This is a genomic window from Novosphingobium sp., assembly GCF_965228995.1.
In the GTDB taxonomy this organism is placed as follows: Bacteria; Pseudomonadota; Alphaproteobacteria; order Sphingomonadales; family Sphingomonadaceae; genus Novosphingobium.
The window spans coordinates 3,244,250-3,257,976 of the sequence record NZ_OZ245852.1; the positions used below are offsets into that span (position 1 = coordinate 3,244,250).

Sequence of the window (13,727 nt, forward strand, 5' to 3'; positions counted from 1 at the left end):
CCGGATCAGATGGCGGTCGCGGGGACGAGCGGCACGTCGCGCGCCGGATCGAAGGCGGCCGAATGCAGCGGCGCTTCCTGGCGGTAGTGGCCGAGGATGGTGCGGGTGATGTTGATCGTCATCACCGTGGCGCCCGAGAGGTAGAGCAGCCCGCCAAAGACCCGCAGCGTGTACATCGGGTGGAGCGCGGCGACGGTATCGGCGAAGGAGTTCACCAGGTAGCCGTCCGGCCCGTATTCGCGCCACATCAACCCTTGCGTGATCCCCGCCACCCACATCGAGGCGGTGTAGAAAACGATCCCCAGCGTCGCGAGCCAGAAGTGCCAGTTCACCATGCGCAGGCTGTAGAGGCGTTCCCGGCCCCACAGGCGCGGCGCGAGGTAGTAGAGGCAGCTGAAGGTGATCATGCCGTTCCAGCCCAGCGCGCCCGAATGCACGTGGCCGATGGTCCAGTCGGTGTAGTGGCTCAAGGAGTTGACCGACTTGATGCTCATCATCGGGCCCTCGAATGTGCTCATGCCATAGAAGGCGAGCGCGAGGACCATCATGCGCAGGATCGGGTCGGTGCGGATCTTGTCCCACGCGCCGTTGAGCGTCATCAGGCCGTTGATCATCCCGCCCCAGCTCGGCATCCACAGCATGACCGAGAAGACCATGCCCAGCGTCTGCGCCCAATCAGGCAGCGCGGTGTAGTGAAGGTGGTGCGGGCCCGCCCAGATGTAGAGGAAGATCAGCGCCCAGAAATGGATGATCGAGAGCCGGTAGGAATAGACCGGGCGTTCGGCCTGCTTGGGCACGAAGTAGTACATCATCGCTAGGAAGCCGGCGGTGAGGAAGAAGCCCACCGCGTTGTGACCGTACCACCACTCGACCAACGCGCCCTGCACCCCGCCGAACAGCGGATAGCTGCGCGATCCGAACCAGCTCACCGGCACGTTGATGTTGTTGACGAGGTGGAGCATCGCCACGGTCAGGATGAACGCGAGGTAGAACCAGTTGGCGACGTAGATGTGCGGCTCGGAGCGCTTCAGCAGCGTGCCGACGAAGACCGCGAGATAGGAAACCCAGACCACCGTCAGCCACAAGTCTACGTACCATTCTGGTTCAGCATACTCCTTGCCCTGCGTGATCCCCATGAGATAGCCGGTTGCCGCCAGCACGATGAAAAGCTGGTATCCCCAGAACACGAACGTCGCGAGGCCTGGAAAGGCGAGCCGCGTCCGGCATGTGCGCTGGACGACATAGAACGAAGTCGCGATCAGCGCATTGCCGCCGAACGCAAAGATCACAGCGGAGGTATGGAGCGGCCGGAGCCTCCCGAAATTGATCCACTGCAGCCCCAGATTCATCTGCGGGAAGGCCAGCTCGAGCGCGATGTAGAGCCCCGCCAGGAACCCTGCCATGCCCCAGAACACCGTGGCGATCACGCCGAGACGGATCAGGTCGTCATCATAACGTCCTGTATCAACCGGGCGAATCGCCGCAGCCGGATCCCAGCCGCGCACCGTGACGACAAGACCGATAAACGCGGCGAGGCCGCAGATCATCATGTGGACGGCAAAGCCGACGTCGGCCGCCAGCGCGGTGGCAATCACCGCAAATAGCAACGCGCCAAGCCATAGGCCGGTGCGCGGGAGTACGGAGTCCATGGGAAGCGCCCTTCCAAGCAGATTGCTGGACCCGATGCTGGATCAAGTCCTGAACTGTCCCTGCCCGCCCTTCGCCCCCGCAACATTGACCGGTGTCAATTTGCGCGAGGTGTTTCCTGCTCGGCCGATATTGTTTTGCCGAAACGGTTATATTTAGTTGCTGTGATTTGCGCTCCATCAATGTTGCACCTGCGTGATCACGCCATGGATCAGGCGTGCTGCGGCTCAAACATCGTCCTGCGAGGGGTAGGACATCCGCAGCTTGAAGGAGCCCCAGCTCATGAAAACTCTGTATGCTGCAGCCATTGGCGCGGCGCTCGCCTCCACCGCGCTCGTCGCTGCCCCCGCCCATGCCGGCTCCACTGATGGCAAGTGGCAGATCAAGGTGCTCGGTTCGGCCGTCCTGCCCGATGGCAAGATCAGCCGCGTCGACAAGGATCTTATCGGCCTGCCCGCCGGTTCGCAGACCAAGGCGAGCAACAACGGTGTGCCGACGCTCGCAGTCGAATATTTCTTCACGAAAAACATTTCGGCCGAGACGATCTGCTGCACCAGCTCGCACCATGTCACGGGCGCAGGTCCGCTCGCAGGCGCGGGAATCGTCGATCACGCGGTGCTGATCCCCGCGACACTCACGATCAAGTATCACCTCCCGCTGGCTGGCGGAATCAAACCCTACATCGGCGCAGGCCCGGCGCTTTACCTCTGGCTGGGTGAGCGGCCCGGTGCAGGCGCCGCAGCGCTGGGCGCTTCCCGCGTCCACCTCTCCAACGAGGTCGGCGCCGCGGTCCAGGGCGGCGTGGACATCGCGCTCGGCAAGTCGGGCTATGGGCTCACCCTCGATGCCAAGAAGTATTGGGTAAACACCACCGCGCACTTCACCACTGCCGGCGGGGTCGAGGCGCTGACAACGCGCCACAAGATCAACGCCTGGATCCTCAGCGCGGGCGTATCCTACCGGTTCTGAAGGATTGCACGGCCGGTGCGCAAGGCCTCCGACGCTTGCTGCACCGGCCCTGCATACCTCCCGAGCGGAGGGGCGGCGGGTGTCAGGCTGGCCTTGGTCGTGCCTTGCCGCCCGTCGCTGAGCCGCTTTTACGGCGCTTGCTTCCCGGTCGCTCCCCGATACCATGCCGCGCATGGTCGACTTTGTTCCGAACTGGACCCGCCGCGGCTTTATTGGCGCCGGCCTTGCCACTTTCGCCGCGCCTGCCGTCCGCGCCGAAGCGCCGCCTGCCCTGCCCATGCGTGTCACGCCCGACCGCGAACTCATGGTCCCGGTCGAAGGCGGGCGGCTCTATGTCCGGGTCAACGGCGACCTTTCCAGTCCGCGCTTGCCGCTGGTTTACCTGCACGGCGGCCCCGGCAGCGACCATGCCGGCCTTCTTGCGCTCACCGCGCTGGCGGACGAGCGCGCGGTGATCCTTTACGACCAGCTCGACAGCGGCCGCTCCGATGCCCCCGGCGATCCCCGCAATTGGCGGGTCGAGCGCTTTGTCGACGAAATCGAGGCGGTCCGCCGCGCGCTGGGCGTCGCACGCTGGCATCTGGGCGGCGGCAGCTGGGGCGGAACGCTCGCGCTGGAATACGGAGCGCGCCGTCCGGCGGCACTCGCAGGGCTGATCATCCAGTCCCCGCTGGTTTCTACTCGCAGCTGGATTGCCGATGCCGCCGCGCTGCGCCGCGCGCTTCCCGCACAGTGGCGCGCCACGCTCGATGCCTGCGAGAGCGCATCACCGCCCGGCGCCGAGCAATGCGCGGCGGCGGACGAAGCCTATCTCGGCAGCCATGTCTGGCGCACGCCGGGCGATCCGCGCGTGGCTGCCTATCGCGCCGCGCTGCCTGCCCATGCGGGCGACAAGGTCTATAACGGCATGTGGGGCCCGGTCGAATTTCGCGCTACCGGCACTTTGCGTGATTACGACGGCGAACCGCTGCTGGCGCGCCTCGATGGGCGGCATACTTTGTTCGTGGCCGGGGAATATGACGAAGCGCGGCCGCAAACCGTCGCCGGCTTTGCCCGGCGCGTGGCGCATGCGCAGTACCGCACGATTGCCGGTTCAGCGCATGCGATCCTGCGCGACAAGCCGGAAAGCTACCTGCCCGTCATCCGCGATTGGTGCCGCCGAAACGAAGGCGGCTAACCCGCCAGGACTTCCAATGCGCCCCGGTCGAGGATCTCGACATCGCGCCGCCCGGGCAACGCAACCACGCCATCAGCCTTGAGCTTGGTGAACTGGCGGCTCACCGTCTCGATCGTCAGGCCCAGCAGGTCCGCCACCTGCTGGCGCGAGAAGGGCAGCGTGAACAGCCGCGCCGGGCCGGTGTGCGCCATGCAGCCATTGTCCGCGAGGCGTTCGGACATATCGAGCAGAAACGTCGCGATCTTTTCGGGCGCGCTCTTGCGGCCGAGCAGCATCATCCACGCCCGGGTGCGGTCAAGCTCGGCCAGCGTGCGTTCGAGCAGCTTGTGCTCCAGCTCGGGATGTTCGCGGGCGAAGCGGTCGAAATCATTGCGCGCGAACACGCAGACGCGTGCGTCGGTGAGCGCGACGACGCTGGCGGCGCTTGTCTGGCCAAACGGGCGGCCGATGAAATCCGAAGGATAAGCCACGCCCACGATCTGCTCGCGCCCGTCGGCAGTGCTGGTGGTGAGCTTGAGCACGCCTTCGATCACGTTGGCGACGAGCAGCGAGTCGTCGTCCTCCCAGATCAGCGGTTCACCGGCGGAAACGGAGCGGCGGCGGCCCATGGTGCTGAGGGCCGTAATCTCGGGGTGATCGAGACCGGCGCAAATCGCCCGATTTCGGACTATGCAAGTATCACAGGCGCTCATCCTCTCCGGGTCTACCAGCCGGAAAGGGCCGCGGCAATCGTGCATCCAACCTCACCCGCTACAAAACACCACGAAAAGTGGGCGGCGAGGCGTGCTCGCCGCCCGAAGTCGGGGAGAAATCGGCGGAAGGGGGAATGACAGCCGGTCCTTCCGCGCCCCATCCCTCTGGCAGCGCTGAAAGCGGCGAACCTTGACCGAGATCAAACCAGCACGGTCTGGCGAAAATAATCTACCAATTGGTAGAAAAATCCCCGTCGGGGACGGGCTCAGTCGGACAGAAGCGCAAGGTCGTGATATTGCCCGCGGAAGAACAGCAGCGGGTTGCCCTCACCCTTCTTGCCCAGCGCTTCCACCGCGCCGACCACAAGCCAGTGATCGCCCACTTCGGTCACCCGCTCGATCGTGCAATCGATCCACGCGATCGCGTTGTCGAGCACCGGGAGCCCGGCGGGGCTTTGCCCGTGCGCAAGCTCGGCAAACTTGTCCTGGCTGCGCGCGGCAAAGCGGCGGCACAGCGAAAGCTGGTCCGAGCCGAGCACATTGACGCAGAACCGCCCCGTCGCCTCGATCCGTGGCCAGGTGCCCGAACGCTTGTCCGGGAAGAAACCGACGAGCGGGGGATCGAGCGAGATCGATGTGAACGAGCCGACCACGAGGCCGTACCGCTCGCCGTCTTCGGCAAGCGCAGTCACCACGCAGACGCCGGTGGGGTAGGCGCCAAGAACATCACGGAACAAGCGGGAATCGATCATTGCTCCTCCCACGTGTCGGCAAAGCCGCAACCGGTCAAGCCTCGATTGCCGCCACCGCCCCAAGGACACGGCTTGCCCATTCACGCCGGCAGATAAGGAGGTCCGGAAGGTACGTATCGCGGTTGTTGTAGACGAGCGGCGACCCGTCGATGCGCGAGACATGGAGGCCCGCCGCCGCTGCGACCGCCACCGGTGCGCAGTTGTCCCACTCGTACTGCCCGCCCGAATGGAGGTAAATCTCCGCCTCCCCGCGCACGACGGCCATGGCCTTCGCGCCCGCAGACCCCATCGGCACAAGCTCGCCGCCCAGCACCTTGGCGACTTCGACCGCCTCGTGCGCAGGCCGCGTACGGCTGACCAGCAGGCGCGGCACCGCAGCCATCGCCGGCAGCGGCAGCGGCGCCCAGCTATCGAGCAGCAGGTCCATTCCCGGCAGCGCAACCGCCCCCAGCGCGGCGGTGCCGTCCACCGCGAGGCCGACATGCACCGCCCAGTCGCTGCGCCCCTCGCCATATTCGCGCGTGCCATCAAGCGGATCGATGATCCACACGCGCGACTTGCCGAGGCGCTCGGGGGTATCCTGCGTCTCTTCCGAAAGGACGCCGTCATCGGGCCGGTGCGCAGCAATCTCCGCCATCAGCCAGGCATTGGCGCGCAGGTCACCCTCGGCCCCAAGCGCCTTCTGGTCAAGGATTGGGCCCTCATGCGTGCCAGCCGCACGCAGATCCATCAGGATCCGCGCCGCGCCCGCTGCCAGATGCCGCGCCAGTTCGATATCGTCCATCAACGCCCCGCCAAGAAATGCTCAACACCAACCCTACCCGTTCGTGTCGAGCGAAGTCGAGACACCAGCCACCGCGCATGGTGTCTCGACTTCGCTCGACACGAACGAAGCGGGGGCATCAAAGGAGGGGACTCCGCCCGCCCCTCTGATCGCGCCATCAAATCACCGGCATCCAGTCACCGATGATCAGCGCCACGATGCGCTCCGCCGCCTCTTCGGGGGTTTCGCGCATAGTGTCCACGCGGATTTCGGGTTTTTCCGGCGCTTCGTAGGGGCTGTCGATCCCGGTGAAGTTCTTGAGCGCGCCGCTCCGGGCCTTCTTGTAAAGGCCCTTCACATCGCGCCGCTCGGCTTCCTCCAGCGGCGTATCGACGAAGATCTCGAAGAACTCGCCGTCTCGCAGCAGGGCACGCACCATGTCGCGTTCCGCGCGGAACGGGCTGATGAAGGCGGTGAGCACGATGAGCCCCGCATCGGTCATCAGCTTCGCCACTTCTGCCACGCGGCGGATGTTTTCGATGCGATCAGCCTCGGTGAAGCCCAGGTCCTTGTTGAGCCCGTGGCGCACATTGTCGCCATCAAGGAGGAACGTGTGCTTGCCGAGCGCATGGAGCTTCTTCTCGACCAGATTGGCAATTGTCGACTTGCCCGAACCCGAGAGGCCGGTGAACCACAGCACGGCGGGGCTCTGCCCCTTCATCCGCGCATGTGCCTCACGCGTCACGTCGAGCGCCTGCCAGTGCACGTTCTGCGCGCGCCGCAGGCTGAAGTTGAGCATGCCCGCCGCGACAGTCGCGTTGCTGATCTTGTCGATCAGGATGAACCCGCCGAGCGTGCGGCTCTCGGTATAAGGCTCGAACACGATGGCGCGATCGGTGGTGATCTCGGCGAGACCAATGGCGTTGAGCTCAAGCGTCTTGGCCGCAAGCCGCTCCATCGTGTTGACATTGATGGTGCACTTGGGCTGCGAAACGGTGACCGAGACGGTCTGGCTCGCGAGCTTGAGCCAGTAGGCACGGCCCGGCACCAGCGGCTCATCCGCCATCCACACGAGGTTCGCCTCGAACTGGTCGGCCACTTGCGGCGGCGCATCCGATGCCGCGAGCACGTCGCCGCGCGAGCAATCGATCTCGTCGGCAAGGCACAGCGTGACCGACTGGCCCGCCACGGCTTCATCCAGATCGCCATCAAGCGTGACGATGCGTGTGACAGTGCTCGTCTTGCCCGAAGGCAGCACGCGCACCGCATCGCCCGGCTTCACGGTGCCGTTGGATATCAGGCCGGAGAAGCCCCGAAAATCGAGGTTCGGGCGGTTCACCCATTGCACCGGCATGCGGAAAACGCCCGCAGCTTCGGCCGCCGTATTGACGTCCACGCTCTCGAGATGGCCCATCAGCGTCGGGCCGGAATACCACGGCGTATTGTCGCTCGGCGCGGTGATGTTGTCGCCCTTGAAGCCCGAGATCGGCATCGCGGTGAAGCGCTCGATGCCAATGCTGGCGGCAAACGCGGCATAGTCTGCCACGATCGCATCGTAGCGTGCCTGATCATAGCCGATCAGGTCCATCTTGTTCACCGCGAGCACGATGTGGCGGATGCCGATGAGATGGCAGAGGTAGCTGTGCCGCCGCGTCTGCGTGAGCACGCCCTTGCGCGCGTCGATCAGGATGACGGCGAGATCGGCGGTCGAGGCGCCGGTCACCATGTTGCGGGTATACTGCTCGTGCCCCGGGCAGTCCGCCACGATGAACTTGCGCTTCTCGGTGCTGAAGAAGCGGTAGGCGACGTCGATGGTGATGCCCTGCTCACGCTCGGCCGCGAGGCCATCGACGAGGAGGGCGAAATCGATTTCCTGCCCCTGGGTGCCCACCTTCTTGCTGTCGCTTTCCAGCGCCGCCAGCTGATCCTCGAAGATCATCTTGGAATCATAGAGCAGCCGACCGATCAGCGTCGATTTGCCGTCATCGACGCTACCGCAGGTGATGAAACGCAGCATCGACTTGTGCTGATGCAGATCGAGATAGGCCTCGATGTCCTCGCCGATGAGGGCTTCGGTCTGATAGATCACGTCAGTACCGGACATCAGAAATACCCCTGCTGCTTCTTGACTTCCATGCCCGCGCCGCCGGCATCCTTGTCGATCACGCGGCCCTGCCGCTCGCTGGTGGTGGTGAGCAGCGTTTCCTGAATCACTTCGTTGAGCGTGGTCGCTTTGCTTTCGACCGCGCCCGTGAGCGGGAAGCAGCCCAGCGTGCGGAAGCGGATCGAACGTTCGGTGATTTCAGGACGATAGCCCAGAACCTTCTCAAGCCGCGGCAAGTCGTCGGCCATGAACAGGCCGCCTTCCCACTCGAAAGTGGGGCGCGGCGCCGCGAAATAGAGCGGCACGATCGGCACATCGTTGAGGCGGATGTACTGCCAGATATCGAGCTCGGTCCAGTTCGAGATCGGGAACACGCGGATGCTCTCGCCCCCTCCACCAACCCTGGTGTTTTTCCGCGCGTTGTAGATGTTCCACAGTTCGGGGCGCTGGTTCTTGGGGTCCCACCCATGGCTGGCGGTGCGGAAGCTGAAGATGCGCTCCTTGGCGCGGCTCTTTTCCTCGTCGCGCCGCGCGCCGCCGAAAGCCGCGTCGAAGCCGTATTTGTCGAGCGCCTGCTTGAGCCCCTCGGTCTTCCACATATCGGTGTGGAGCGCGCCGTGGTCGAACGGATTGATGCCCCGCTCCGCCGCTTCCGGGTTCTGGTAGACGAGCAGCTCCATGCCGCTCTCCTTCGCCATCCGCTCGCGCAGTTCGTACATCGCCTGAAACTTCCACGTGGTGTCCACATGGAGCAGCGGGAACGGCGGCGGGCTCGGGTAAAACGCCTTTCGCGCGAGGTGCAGCATCACTGCGCTGTCCTTGCCCACCGAATAGAGCATCACCGGATTGGTCGCCTCGGCCACCACCTCGCGCATGATGTGGATCGCCTCGGCTTCGAGCCGCTGGATATGGGTGAGCGTGGATTTGCTGACAGGATCGGACACTTGCGTTCTCGCGCCTTAAGGATTGCGAAGCTCAGATGGCCTCTTGCGCGCCGATGCATAGCTCCCATATGGGAGCATAACCACCATGGCATTCCTTTCGACCGATCAACGCGAGCTTTACCTGCCGCTCATGGAGGGTCTGCTGGAGGACCCGCCGTGGCAGCGTTTTCTCGGCAATTTGCTCCAGCGCACCGGCGCGCGGCGGTCGGCGCTGGCACTTGCCCCGCCGGGCTCGGGCGAACCAACCCTCACGGTGCGCGCCGATGCCGCACGCGCCGCGCTTGATCCCGCGCTCGATCTGCCGCGCCTCGCCGTGCTGGGTCTGTTTCCCGGGCCGAAGATGCGCACGGGACGGGTCTACACGCTCGGCGAAATGCTCGATTTTGATGCACCGTCCCGGCTCGGCGCGCAGCGGTCAGCGCTCGGTGCAATGCGGATCAACCACGCCCGCGCGGTGCGCATCGGCAGCCCGGGTGGCGGTGAGGCGTGGCTGCTCCTCACCCGCGAGCGCGAGGATTTGGGCGCGGCCGACAGCGCGCTGCTTGCCGCCCTCGCCCCGCACCTTGCGGCTGCGCTCGCCGTCCGCGCCGCACTCGGCAGGGCCGAAATGCGCGCGGCAATGGCGCAAGGCGCGCTGGCGATGCTCGGGGTGGGCGAAGTAGCCCTGAGCGCCGCCGGACAGGTCCTTGCCGCCGATCCCGAGGCCGAACGCCAGCTCGCCTTCACCGCCGAGCCCGGGCCGCTCCGCCGCCTGCAGCTCATTCCCGAAACCGCTCGCATGCTTGAAGCGGCCTGCACCGCGCTTGCCGCCGCCCCGCCCGAGGCCCGGCGCCTCATCCCGCTGGGCGAACGCTCGACAAGGCACCTGCTGCTCCGCCCCGCCCCCACCATTCCCGGCGGCGCGATGGCACCGGCGGCCATCGGCCTCGTGCGCACCGGGCCGAGCGCGATCCCGGCCGATGCCGCGAAAGTGCTTGCCGCAGTCCACGGCTTCTCGATGCGCGAGGCAGCGCTGGCCATCGGCCTCGCGCAGGGGGAGACGATCCTCGATGCAGGCGCGCGCCTCGGCCTGACAGCGGAAACTGCCCGCAACTATTCGAAGCGGCTCTATGCCAAGACCGGGACGAGCGGGCAGGCCCAACTTGTGGCGCTAGTGCTCACCGGCCTCGCGCCGCTCGCCTAGGCGGCCTCATTCGAAGAACGCCACCCCGCGCACTTCGATGCTCTCGCGCACTTGCGCATCAGGCAGGCTGGTATCGTGGAACGCGGTGTGCGGGCAGCGCCATGTTACGGAATGGTCGCTGTCCTGAAACTTGAACAGCAGCACATCGTCCGCCGCCATATTGGCAAAGTACCACCAGCGGTGCTGCGGCCGGTAGCGGAAGATCGTCGCCGCGATCATCTGGTCCTCGCCCTCGACCGGTGCGGTGAGCGCCTCGCCCACCGGGAATTCATCGACCACGAACAAGGTGTTGGAGGCCGTCTCGGCATTGCTCACCGTCCGCCCGTCGCACACCGCCAGCGGCCAGTCCTGCGGCCCGGAGGAGAACGTGCGCCAGAGCGAGAAGCAGATATAGCGCTTGTACCCCGGCCCGTCGGGAAACGCCTGACCATAGACCCGCGCCGCCGCGCGCTGGCCGGTGAGTTCGTTGTAATCGACATGCGCCTCGCCCGCCGGGGGCTGGATCCCGCCCGAATGGACGTAGCCTTCGACCTTCTCCTGCGCGCGGCTTGAAAGATCGCCCGAGGTGCGGATCATCCAGCCCTGCGTCGAAACCTTGTCTGCGCCGGTCAACCGCGCCACCAGTGCCTCCACTTCGCGCTGGTAGCTGGCATCGACGGCAACCTTGTCATGGAAATCGGTGATGGCGGTTTTGTGCTTCGCGATCACAAAGCCATGCACATCAAGGCTGAAATGCTCGCGCAGTGGCATCCCGTCGCGCACCACCACGGCGTAGTCGCGGTAGTCCCCGGTGTTCATTTCTGCGCCCTGGCTCACGTAACGCCGGGTGACGAACTCGCCTTCATCGAGATAGCGGACCAGCGCGGGAGCCTTGCGTGCGGTCTCCTCGATATCGTCCAGCGCTGCAGTTGCCACGGCCCTCTCCGAATATAGTTAGGTTGCCAAACTATATCGGCTGCGGTCTCGCTGTCCACCCCCTGCGCGGCGCGGTTTCGGGAATTCGCCAGAGCACCGGCAGGATCGCCAGCGCCACCACAGCGATCATCGCGCCGGGAACCGCAGGCCAGCCGGTCTTCTGCAACAGCACCTGCGCCGCGAACGGCGTAATTCCGCCGAACAGCGCGGTCGCGCTCGTCACCCCCAAGGCTAGGCCGGACAAGCGCGCCTCGCCCGAAAACTGCTCCGCCGTCGCCACCGCGCCCACCGCGCTGACCGCGCCGCCAAGGCACGCCAGCAGCACCGCGCCGATCAGCGCCGGCCAGACACCGCCATGCGCCATCAGCGTGAACAGCGTGATCGGCACCACAGTGCCCGCCACCGCCACGCCGATCAGCACTGGCCGCCGACCGACCTGGTCCGAAAGCGCGCCAACCAGCGGCGTCACCGCGATCACCACGAAGGCGGCAACGGTGGAAAGCGCCAGCCCCGCACCCTCACCCACCGCGCCGACCGAGGCGAGGAATGCCGGGACATACGTGATCCCCACATAGTAGCTGATCGAACCCAGCGCCGAGATCGCAAAGCCGCGGATAATCCCTGCGCGCTGGTGCGTGATCGCATGGCGCAGCGGGCTTTCCGGCACCGTCCCCGCTGCGCGCTGGCGCTCGAACTCGGGCGATTCGTCCATCGAGGCGCGCGCCAGCAGCACGCCCCCGGCCAGCGCCGCGCCAACAAGGAAAGGGATGCGCCAGCCCCAGGCATCGAGCGTTGCGGCAGGCATGGCCCAGGTCGTCACCGCCGCGACGCCGACGGCCAGCAGCGCCCCCACCTCGCTTGCCGCCGATGCGCAGCTGGTGATGAGTCCGCGCCGATAGGGCCCCGCGCCTTCGATCAGATAGGCAACCACGCCGGTATATTCGCCGCCCACCGCAAAGGCCATCACGCAGCGCAAGGCGAGCAGCAGGAACCCCGCCGCCGGGCCGATTTGCGCATGGGTTGGCAGCAGCGCGCAGCCGAGCATCGCTGCGGTCATTACCGCCATCGATAGCAGCATGGCGCGCCGCCGCCCGTGCCGGTCGCCATAATGGCCCATGGCGATCGCGCCCAGTGGCCGCATCAGGTAGGATACGGCAAAGCCCGCCAGCACTGCCGCCAGCGATCCCTCGCCGCCGCCGAACATCACGCGAGAAAGGATCGTCGCGACGTAGATGTAGAGCGTGAAGTCGTACCACTCGACCACGGTCGAGAAGCCCGCGATCAGCATCGAGCGGTGCGAAATGGTCTGGTGCGCAGGAGGCATCACGCGATCATGCCGCAACGCCCCCCGCTTGCAAACCGCTTTCAGCCGACCCCTTCGGTCACCATCACGCGGTACGTCGCGCCCTTGAGGCGGTGCACCTTGGCGTCCTGATAGGCGGGGCTGTTGTACCAGGCCTTCGCCGCGTCAATGTCGGGAAACTCGATGATCACGAGGCCTTCAGCCGTAGGGCCTTCCCAGGTCTCGTTCGGGCCATAGAACGCCAGCGGCTTCAGCGGATGGCCCGCGATCGAAGCGCCTGCCTTGGCGTTGTACTGGTCCAGTTCCGCCTGATCGTTCACGCCGTCCTTGATGAACACAACATAGGCCGTCATTCGGGTATCCCTCTCCGGTTGCTTTCAGCCCAAGTCTTGCGGCACCCATCCGCGCCGCGCAAGGCCTTCAGGTGGCGGACCAGCCCGCATCGATCACCAGGTTCGATCCCGTCACCACCCGCGCCGCCTCGCTCGCCAGATAGAGCACGGCGGCGGCGGTCTGCTCCGGCTGGATCGGCTCCTTCACGTGCGCAACGCTGAGGTACTGCGCGTAGACCTCGTCCTGCGTCAGCCCCGCACGCGCGCCGATTTCGCTGGCGGTATGCTCCACCATTTTGGTCGGCAGGAAACCCGGGCACACCGCGTTGACGGTGATGCCATAGGCGCCCAATTCCGCGGCCATCGTCTTCGTGATGCCGATAAGGCCGTGCTTGGTCGCGCTATAGTGCCCGAAGCCCGGCGTGCCGATCAGCCCCGCGACCGAGGCGATGTTGATGATCCGCCCGCCCGTCCCTTGCGCAACCATCGCCGGCACCACCGCGCGGCTCATCCGCCAGCTGCCGGTGAGGTTGACCGCAAGGGTCGTCTCGAACGTCTCGTCATCCATCAGGTGCATCGGCGTGTTGCCAGTGAGGATCCCGGCGTTGTTGACCAGAATGTCGACCCGGCCAAGCTCGGCCAGCACCCGCCCGACGAAGGCGTCGATCTCGCCCTGCCGACGGATATCGCAGGCCGCATGGAGAGCGCGCACGCCATGCGCGGCGATCTCCCCCGCCACCGCATCAAGCGCGCCGCCAAGGGCATAGCCAACGCTTGGCATGGCCGGCTCGCCCACATCGCAGATCGCTACGTCCGCCCCGGCCGCCGCCAGCGCGAGCGCCATGGCTCGGCCCTGCCCGCGCGCCGCGCCCGTCACGATCGCCACTTTGCCCGAAAGCTCGCCCATGCCCATCTCCTTGTCCCTCACACGCCGCGCAGCATGCCC

13 protein-coding genes are annotated in these 13,727 nt (G+C 65.9%); 3 read left to right on the forward strand and 10 right to left on the reverse strand.

The features are described from left to right. Positions 1–5: 5 nt before the first annotated feature. Positions 6–1,649, reverse strand: coding sequence for a cytochrome-c oxidase, cbb3-type subunit I (ccoN, locus tag ACO056_RS14805; protein ID WP_421848052.1), 1,644 nt, complete (start codon positions 1,647–1,649; stop codon positions 6–8). A gap of 280 nt (positions 1,650–1,929) precedes the next feature. Here ccoN and ACO056_RS14810 point away from each other — a divergent pair, with 280 nt between their 5' ends. Then, a complete protein-coding gene (locus ACO056_RS14810; RefSeq protein WP_421848054.1) occupies positions 1,930–2,616 on the forward strand; it encodes an OmpW/AlkL family protein in 687 nt (228 codons plus the stop codon). 172 nt (positions 2,617–2,788) lie between these two features. After that, positions 2,789–3,793 carry a proline iminopeptidase-family hydrolase gene (locus ACO056_RS14815; protein WP_421848056.1) on the forward strand — a complete coding sequence of 335 codons (1,005 nt, stop codon included), beginning with the start codon at positions 2,789–2,791 and terminating at the stop codon, positions 3,791–3,793. Here ACO056_RS14815 and ACO056_RS14820 read toward each other — a convergent pair. From ACO056_RS14820 to cysD, 5 genes are all read right to left on the reverse strand, one after another. Beyond that, the gene (locus ACO056_RS14820; protein WP_421848058.1) at positions 3,790–4,485 is read right to left on the reverse strand and encodes a Crp/Fnr family transcriptional regulator; all 696 of its coding nucleotides are present in this window, start codon (positions 4,483–4,485) and stop codon (positions 3,790–3,792) included. The genes ACO056_RS14815 and ACO056_RS14820 overlap by 4 nt on opposite strands. A 266-nt stretch (positions 4,486–4,751) precedes the next feature. Beyond that, entirely contained in the window at positions 4,752–5,237 is a 486-nt protein-coding gene (locus ACO056_RS14825) for a flavin reductase family protein (RefSeq protein ID WP_421848060.1), read from the reverse strand. 34 nt (positions 5,238–5,271) lie between these two features. Further along, complete coding sequence (locus ACO056_RS14830) at positions 5,272–6,021, reverse strand: 3'(2'),5'-bisphosphate nucleotidase CysQ (protein ID WP_421848062.1); 750 nt, start codon at positions 6,019–6,021, stop codon at positions 5,272–5,274. A 157-nt stretch (positions 6,022–6,178) separates the two neighbouring features. Beyond that, entirely contained in the window at positions 6,179–8,104 is a 1,926-nt protein-coding gene (gene cysN / locus ACO056_RS14835; protein ID WP_421848064.1) for a sulfate adenylyltransferase subunit CysN, read from the reverse strand. Beyond that, a complete protein-coding gene (cysD, locus tag ACO056_RS14840) occupies positions 8,104–9,048 on the reverse strand; it encodes a sulfate adenylyltransferase subunit CysD (RefSeq protein ID WP_421848066.1) in 945 nt (314 codons plus the stop codon). The genes cysN and cysD overlap by 1 nt, the downstream gene beginning before the upstream one ends. An 85-nt stretch (positions 9,049–9,133) precedes the next feature. Between cysD and ACO056_RS14845 the strand changes: the two genes are divergently transcribed. Further along, entirely contained in the window at positions 9,134–10,231 is a 1,098-nt protein-coding gene (locus ACO056_RS14845; RefSeq protein WP_421848068.1) for a helix-turn-helix transcriptional regulator, read from the forward strand. Positions 10,232–10,237: 6 nt separating this feature from the next. On the opposite strand, the gene ACO056_RS14850 is transcribed toward ACO056_RS14845, so the two are convergent. The 4 genes from ACO056_RS14850 to ACO056_RS14865 all read right to left on the reverse strand — a co-directional run bounded on the left by ACO056_RS14850 (position 10,238) and on the right by ACO056_RS14865 (position 13,688). Continuing rightward, positions 10,238–11,146 (reverse strand): CmcJ/NvfI family oxidoreductase, encoded by a 909-nt coding sequence (locus ACO056_RS14850; protein ID WP_421848070.1) that lies wholly within the window; start codon positions 11,144–11,146, stop codon positions 10,238–10,240. 31 nt (positions 11,147–11,177) lie between these two features. After that, positions 11,178–12,470: an MFS transporter gene (locus ACO056_RS14855; protein ID WP_421848072.1), complete on the reverse strand. Its 1,293-nt coding sequence runs from the start codon at positions 12,468–12,470 to the stop codon at positions 11,178–11,180. A 41-nt stretch (positions 12,471–12,511) separates the two neighbouring features. Beyond that, a complete protein-coding gene (locus tag ACO056_RS14860; protein ID WP_421848074.1) occupies positions 12,512–12,802 on the reverse strand; it encodes a DUF1330 domain-containing protein in 291 nt (96 codons plus the stop codon). Between the two features lie 67 nt (positions 12,803–12,869). Beyond that, the gene (locus ACO056_RS14865; protein WP_421848076.1) at positions 12,870–13,688 is read right to left on the reverse strand and encodes an SDR family NAD(P)-dependent oxidoreductase; all 819 of its coding nucleotides are present in this window, start codon (positions 13,686–13,688) and stop codon (positions 12,870–12,872) included. Between the last annotated feature and the right edge of the window lie 39 nt (positions 13,689–13,727).

What these genes read in the sequence shown, in the direction of transcription:
- ccoN (WP_421848052.1), bottom strand. Translation starts at nt 1,649, where the DNA reads ATGGACTCCGTACTCCCGCGCACCGGCCTATGGCTTGGCGCGTTGCTA.
- ACO056_RS14810 (WP_421848054.1), top strand. Translation starts at nt 1,930, where the DNA reads ATGAAAACTCTGTATGCTGCAGCCATTGGCGCGGCGCTCGCCTCCACC.
- ACO056_RS14815 (WP_421848056.1), top strand. Translation starts at nt 2,789, where the DNA reads ATGGTCGACTTTGTTCCGAACTGGACCCGCCGCGGCTTTATTGGCGCC.
- ACO056_RS14820 (WP_421848058.1), bottom strand. Translation starts at nt 4,485, where the DNA reads ATGAGCGCCTGTGATACTTGCATAGTCCGAAATCGGGCGATTTGCGCC.
- ACO056_RS14825 (WP_421848060.1), bottom strand. Translation starts at nt 5,237, where the DNA reads ATGATCGATTCCCGCTTGTTCCGTGATGTTCTTGGCGCCTACCCCACC.
- ACO056_RS14830 (WP_421848062.1), bottom strand. Translation starts at nt 6,021, where the DNA reads ATGGACGATATCGAACTGGCGCGGCATCTGGCAGCGGGCGCGGCGCGG.
- cysN (WP_421848064.1), bottom strand. Translation starts at nt 8,104, where the DNA reads ATGTCCGGTACTGACGTGATCTATCAGACCGAAGCCCTCATCGGCGAG.
- ACO056_RS14845 (WP_421848068.1), top strand. Translation starts at nt 9,134, where the DNA reads ATGGCATTCCTTTCGACCGATCAACGCGAGCTTTACCTGCCGCTCATG.
- ACO056_RS14855 (WP_421848072.1), bottom strand. Translation starts at nt 12,470, where the DNA reads ATGCCTCCTGCGCACCAGACCATTTCGCACCGCTCGATGCTGATCGCG.
- ACO056_RS14860 (WP_421848074.1), bottom strand. Translation starts at nt 12,802, where the DNA reads ATGACGGCCTATGTTGTGTTCATCAAGGACGGCGTGAACGATCAGGCG.
- ACO056_RS14865 (WP_421848076.1), bottom strand. Translation starts at nt 13,688, where the DNA reads ATGGGCGAGCTTTCGGGCAAAGTGGCGATCGTGACGGGCGCGGCGCGC.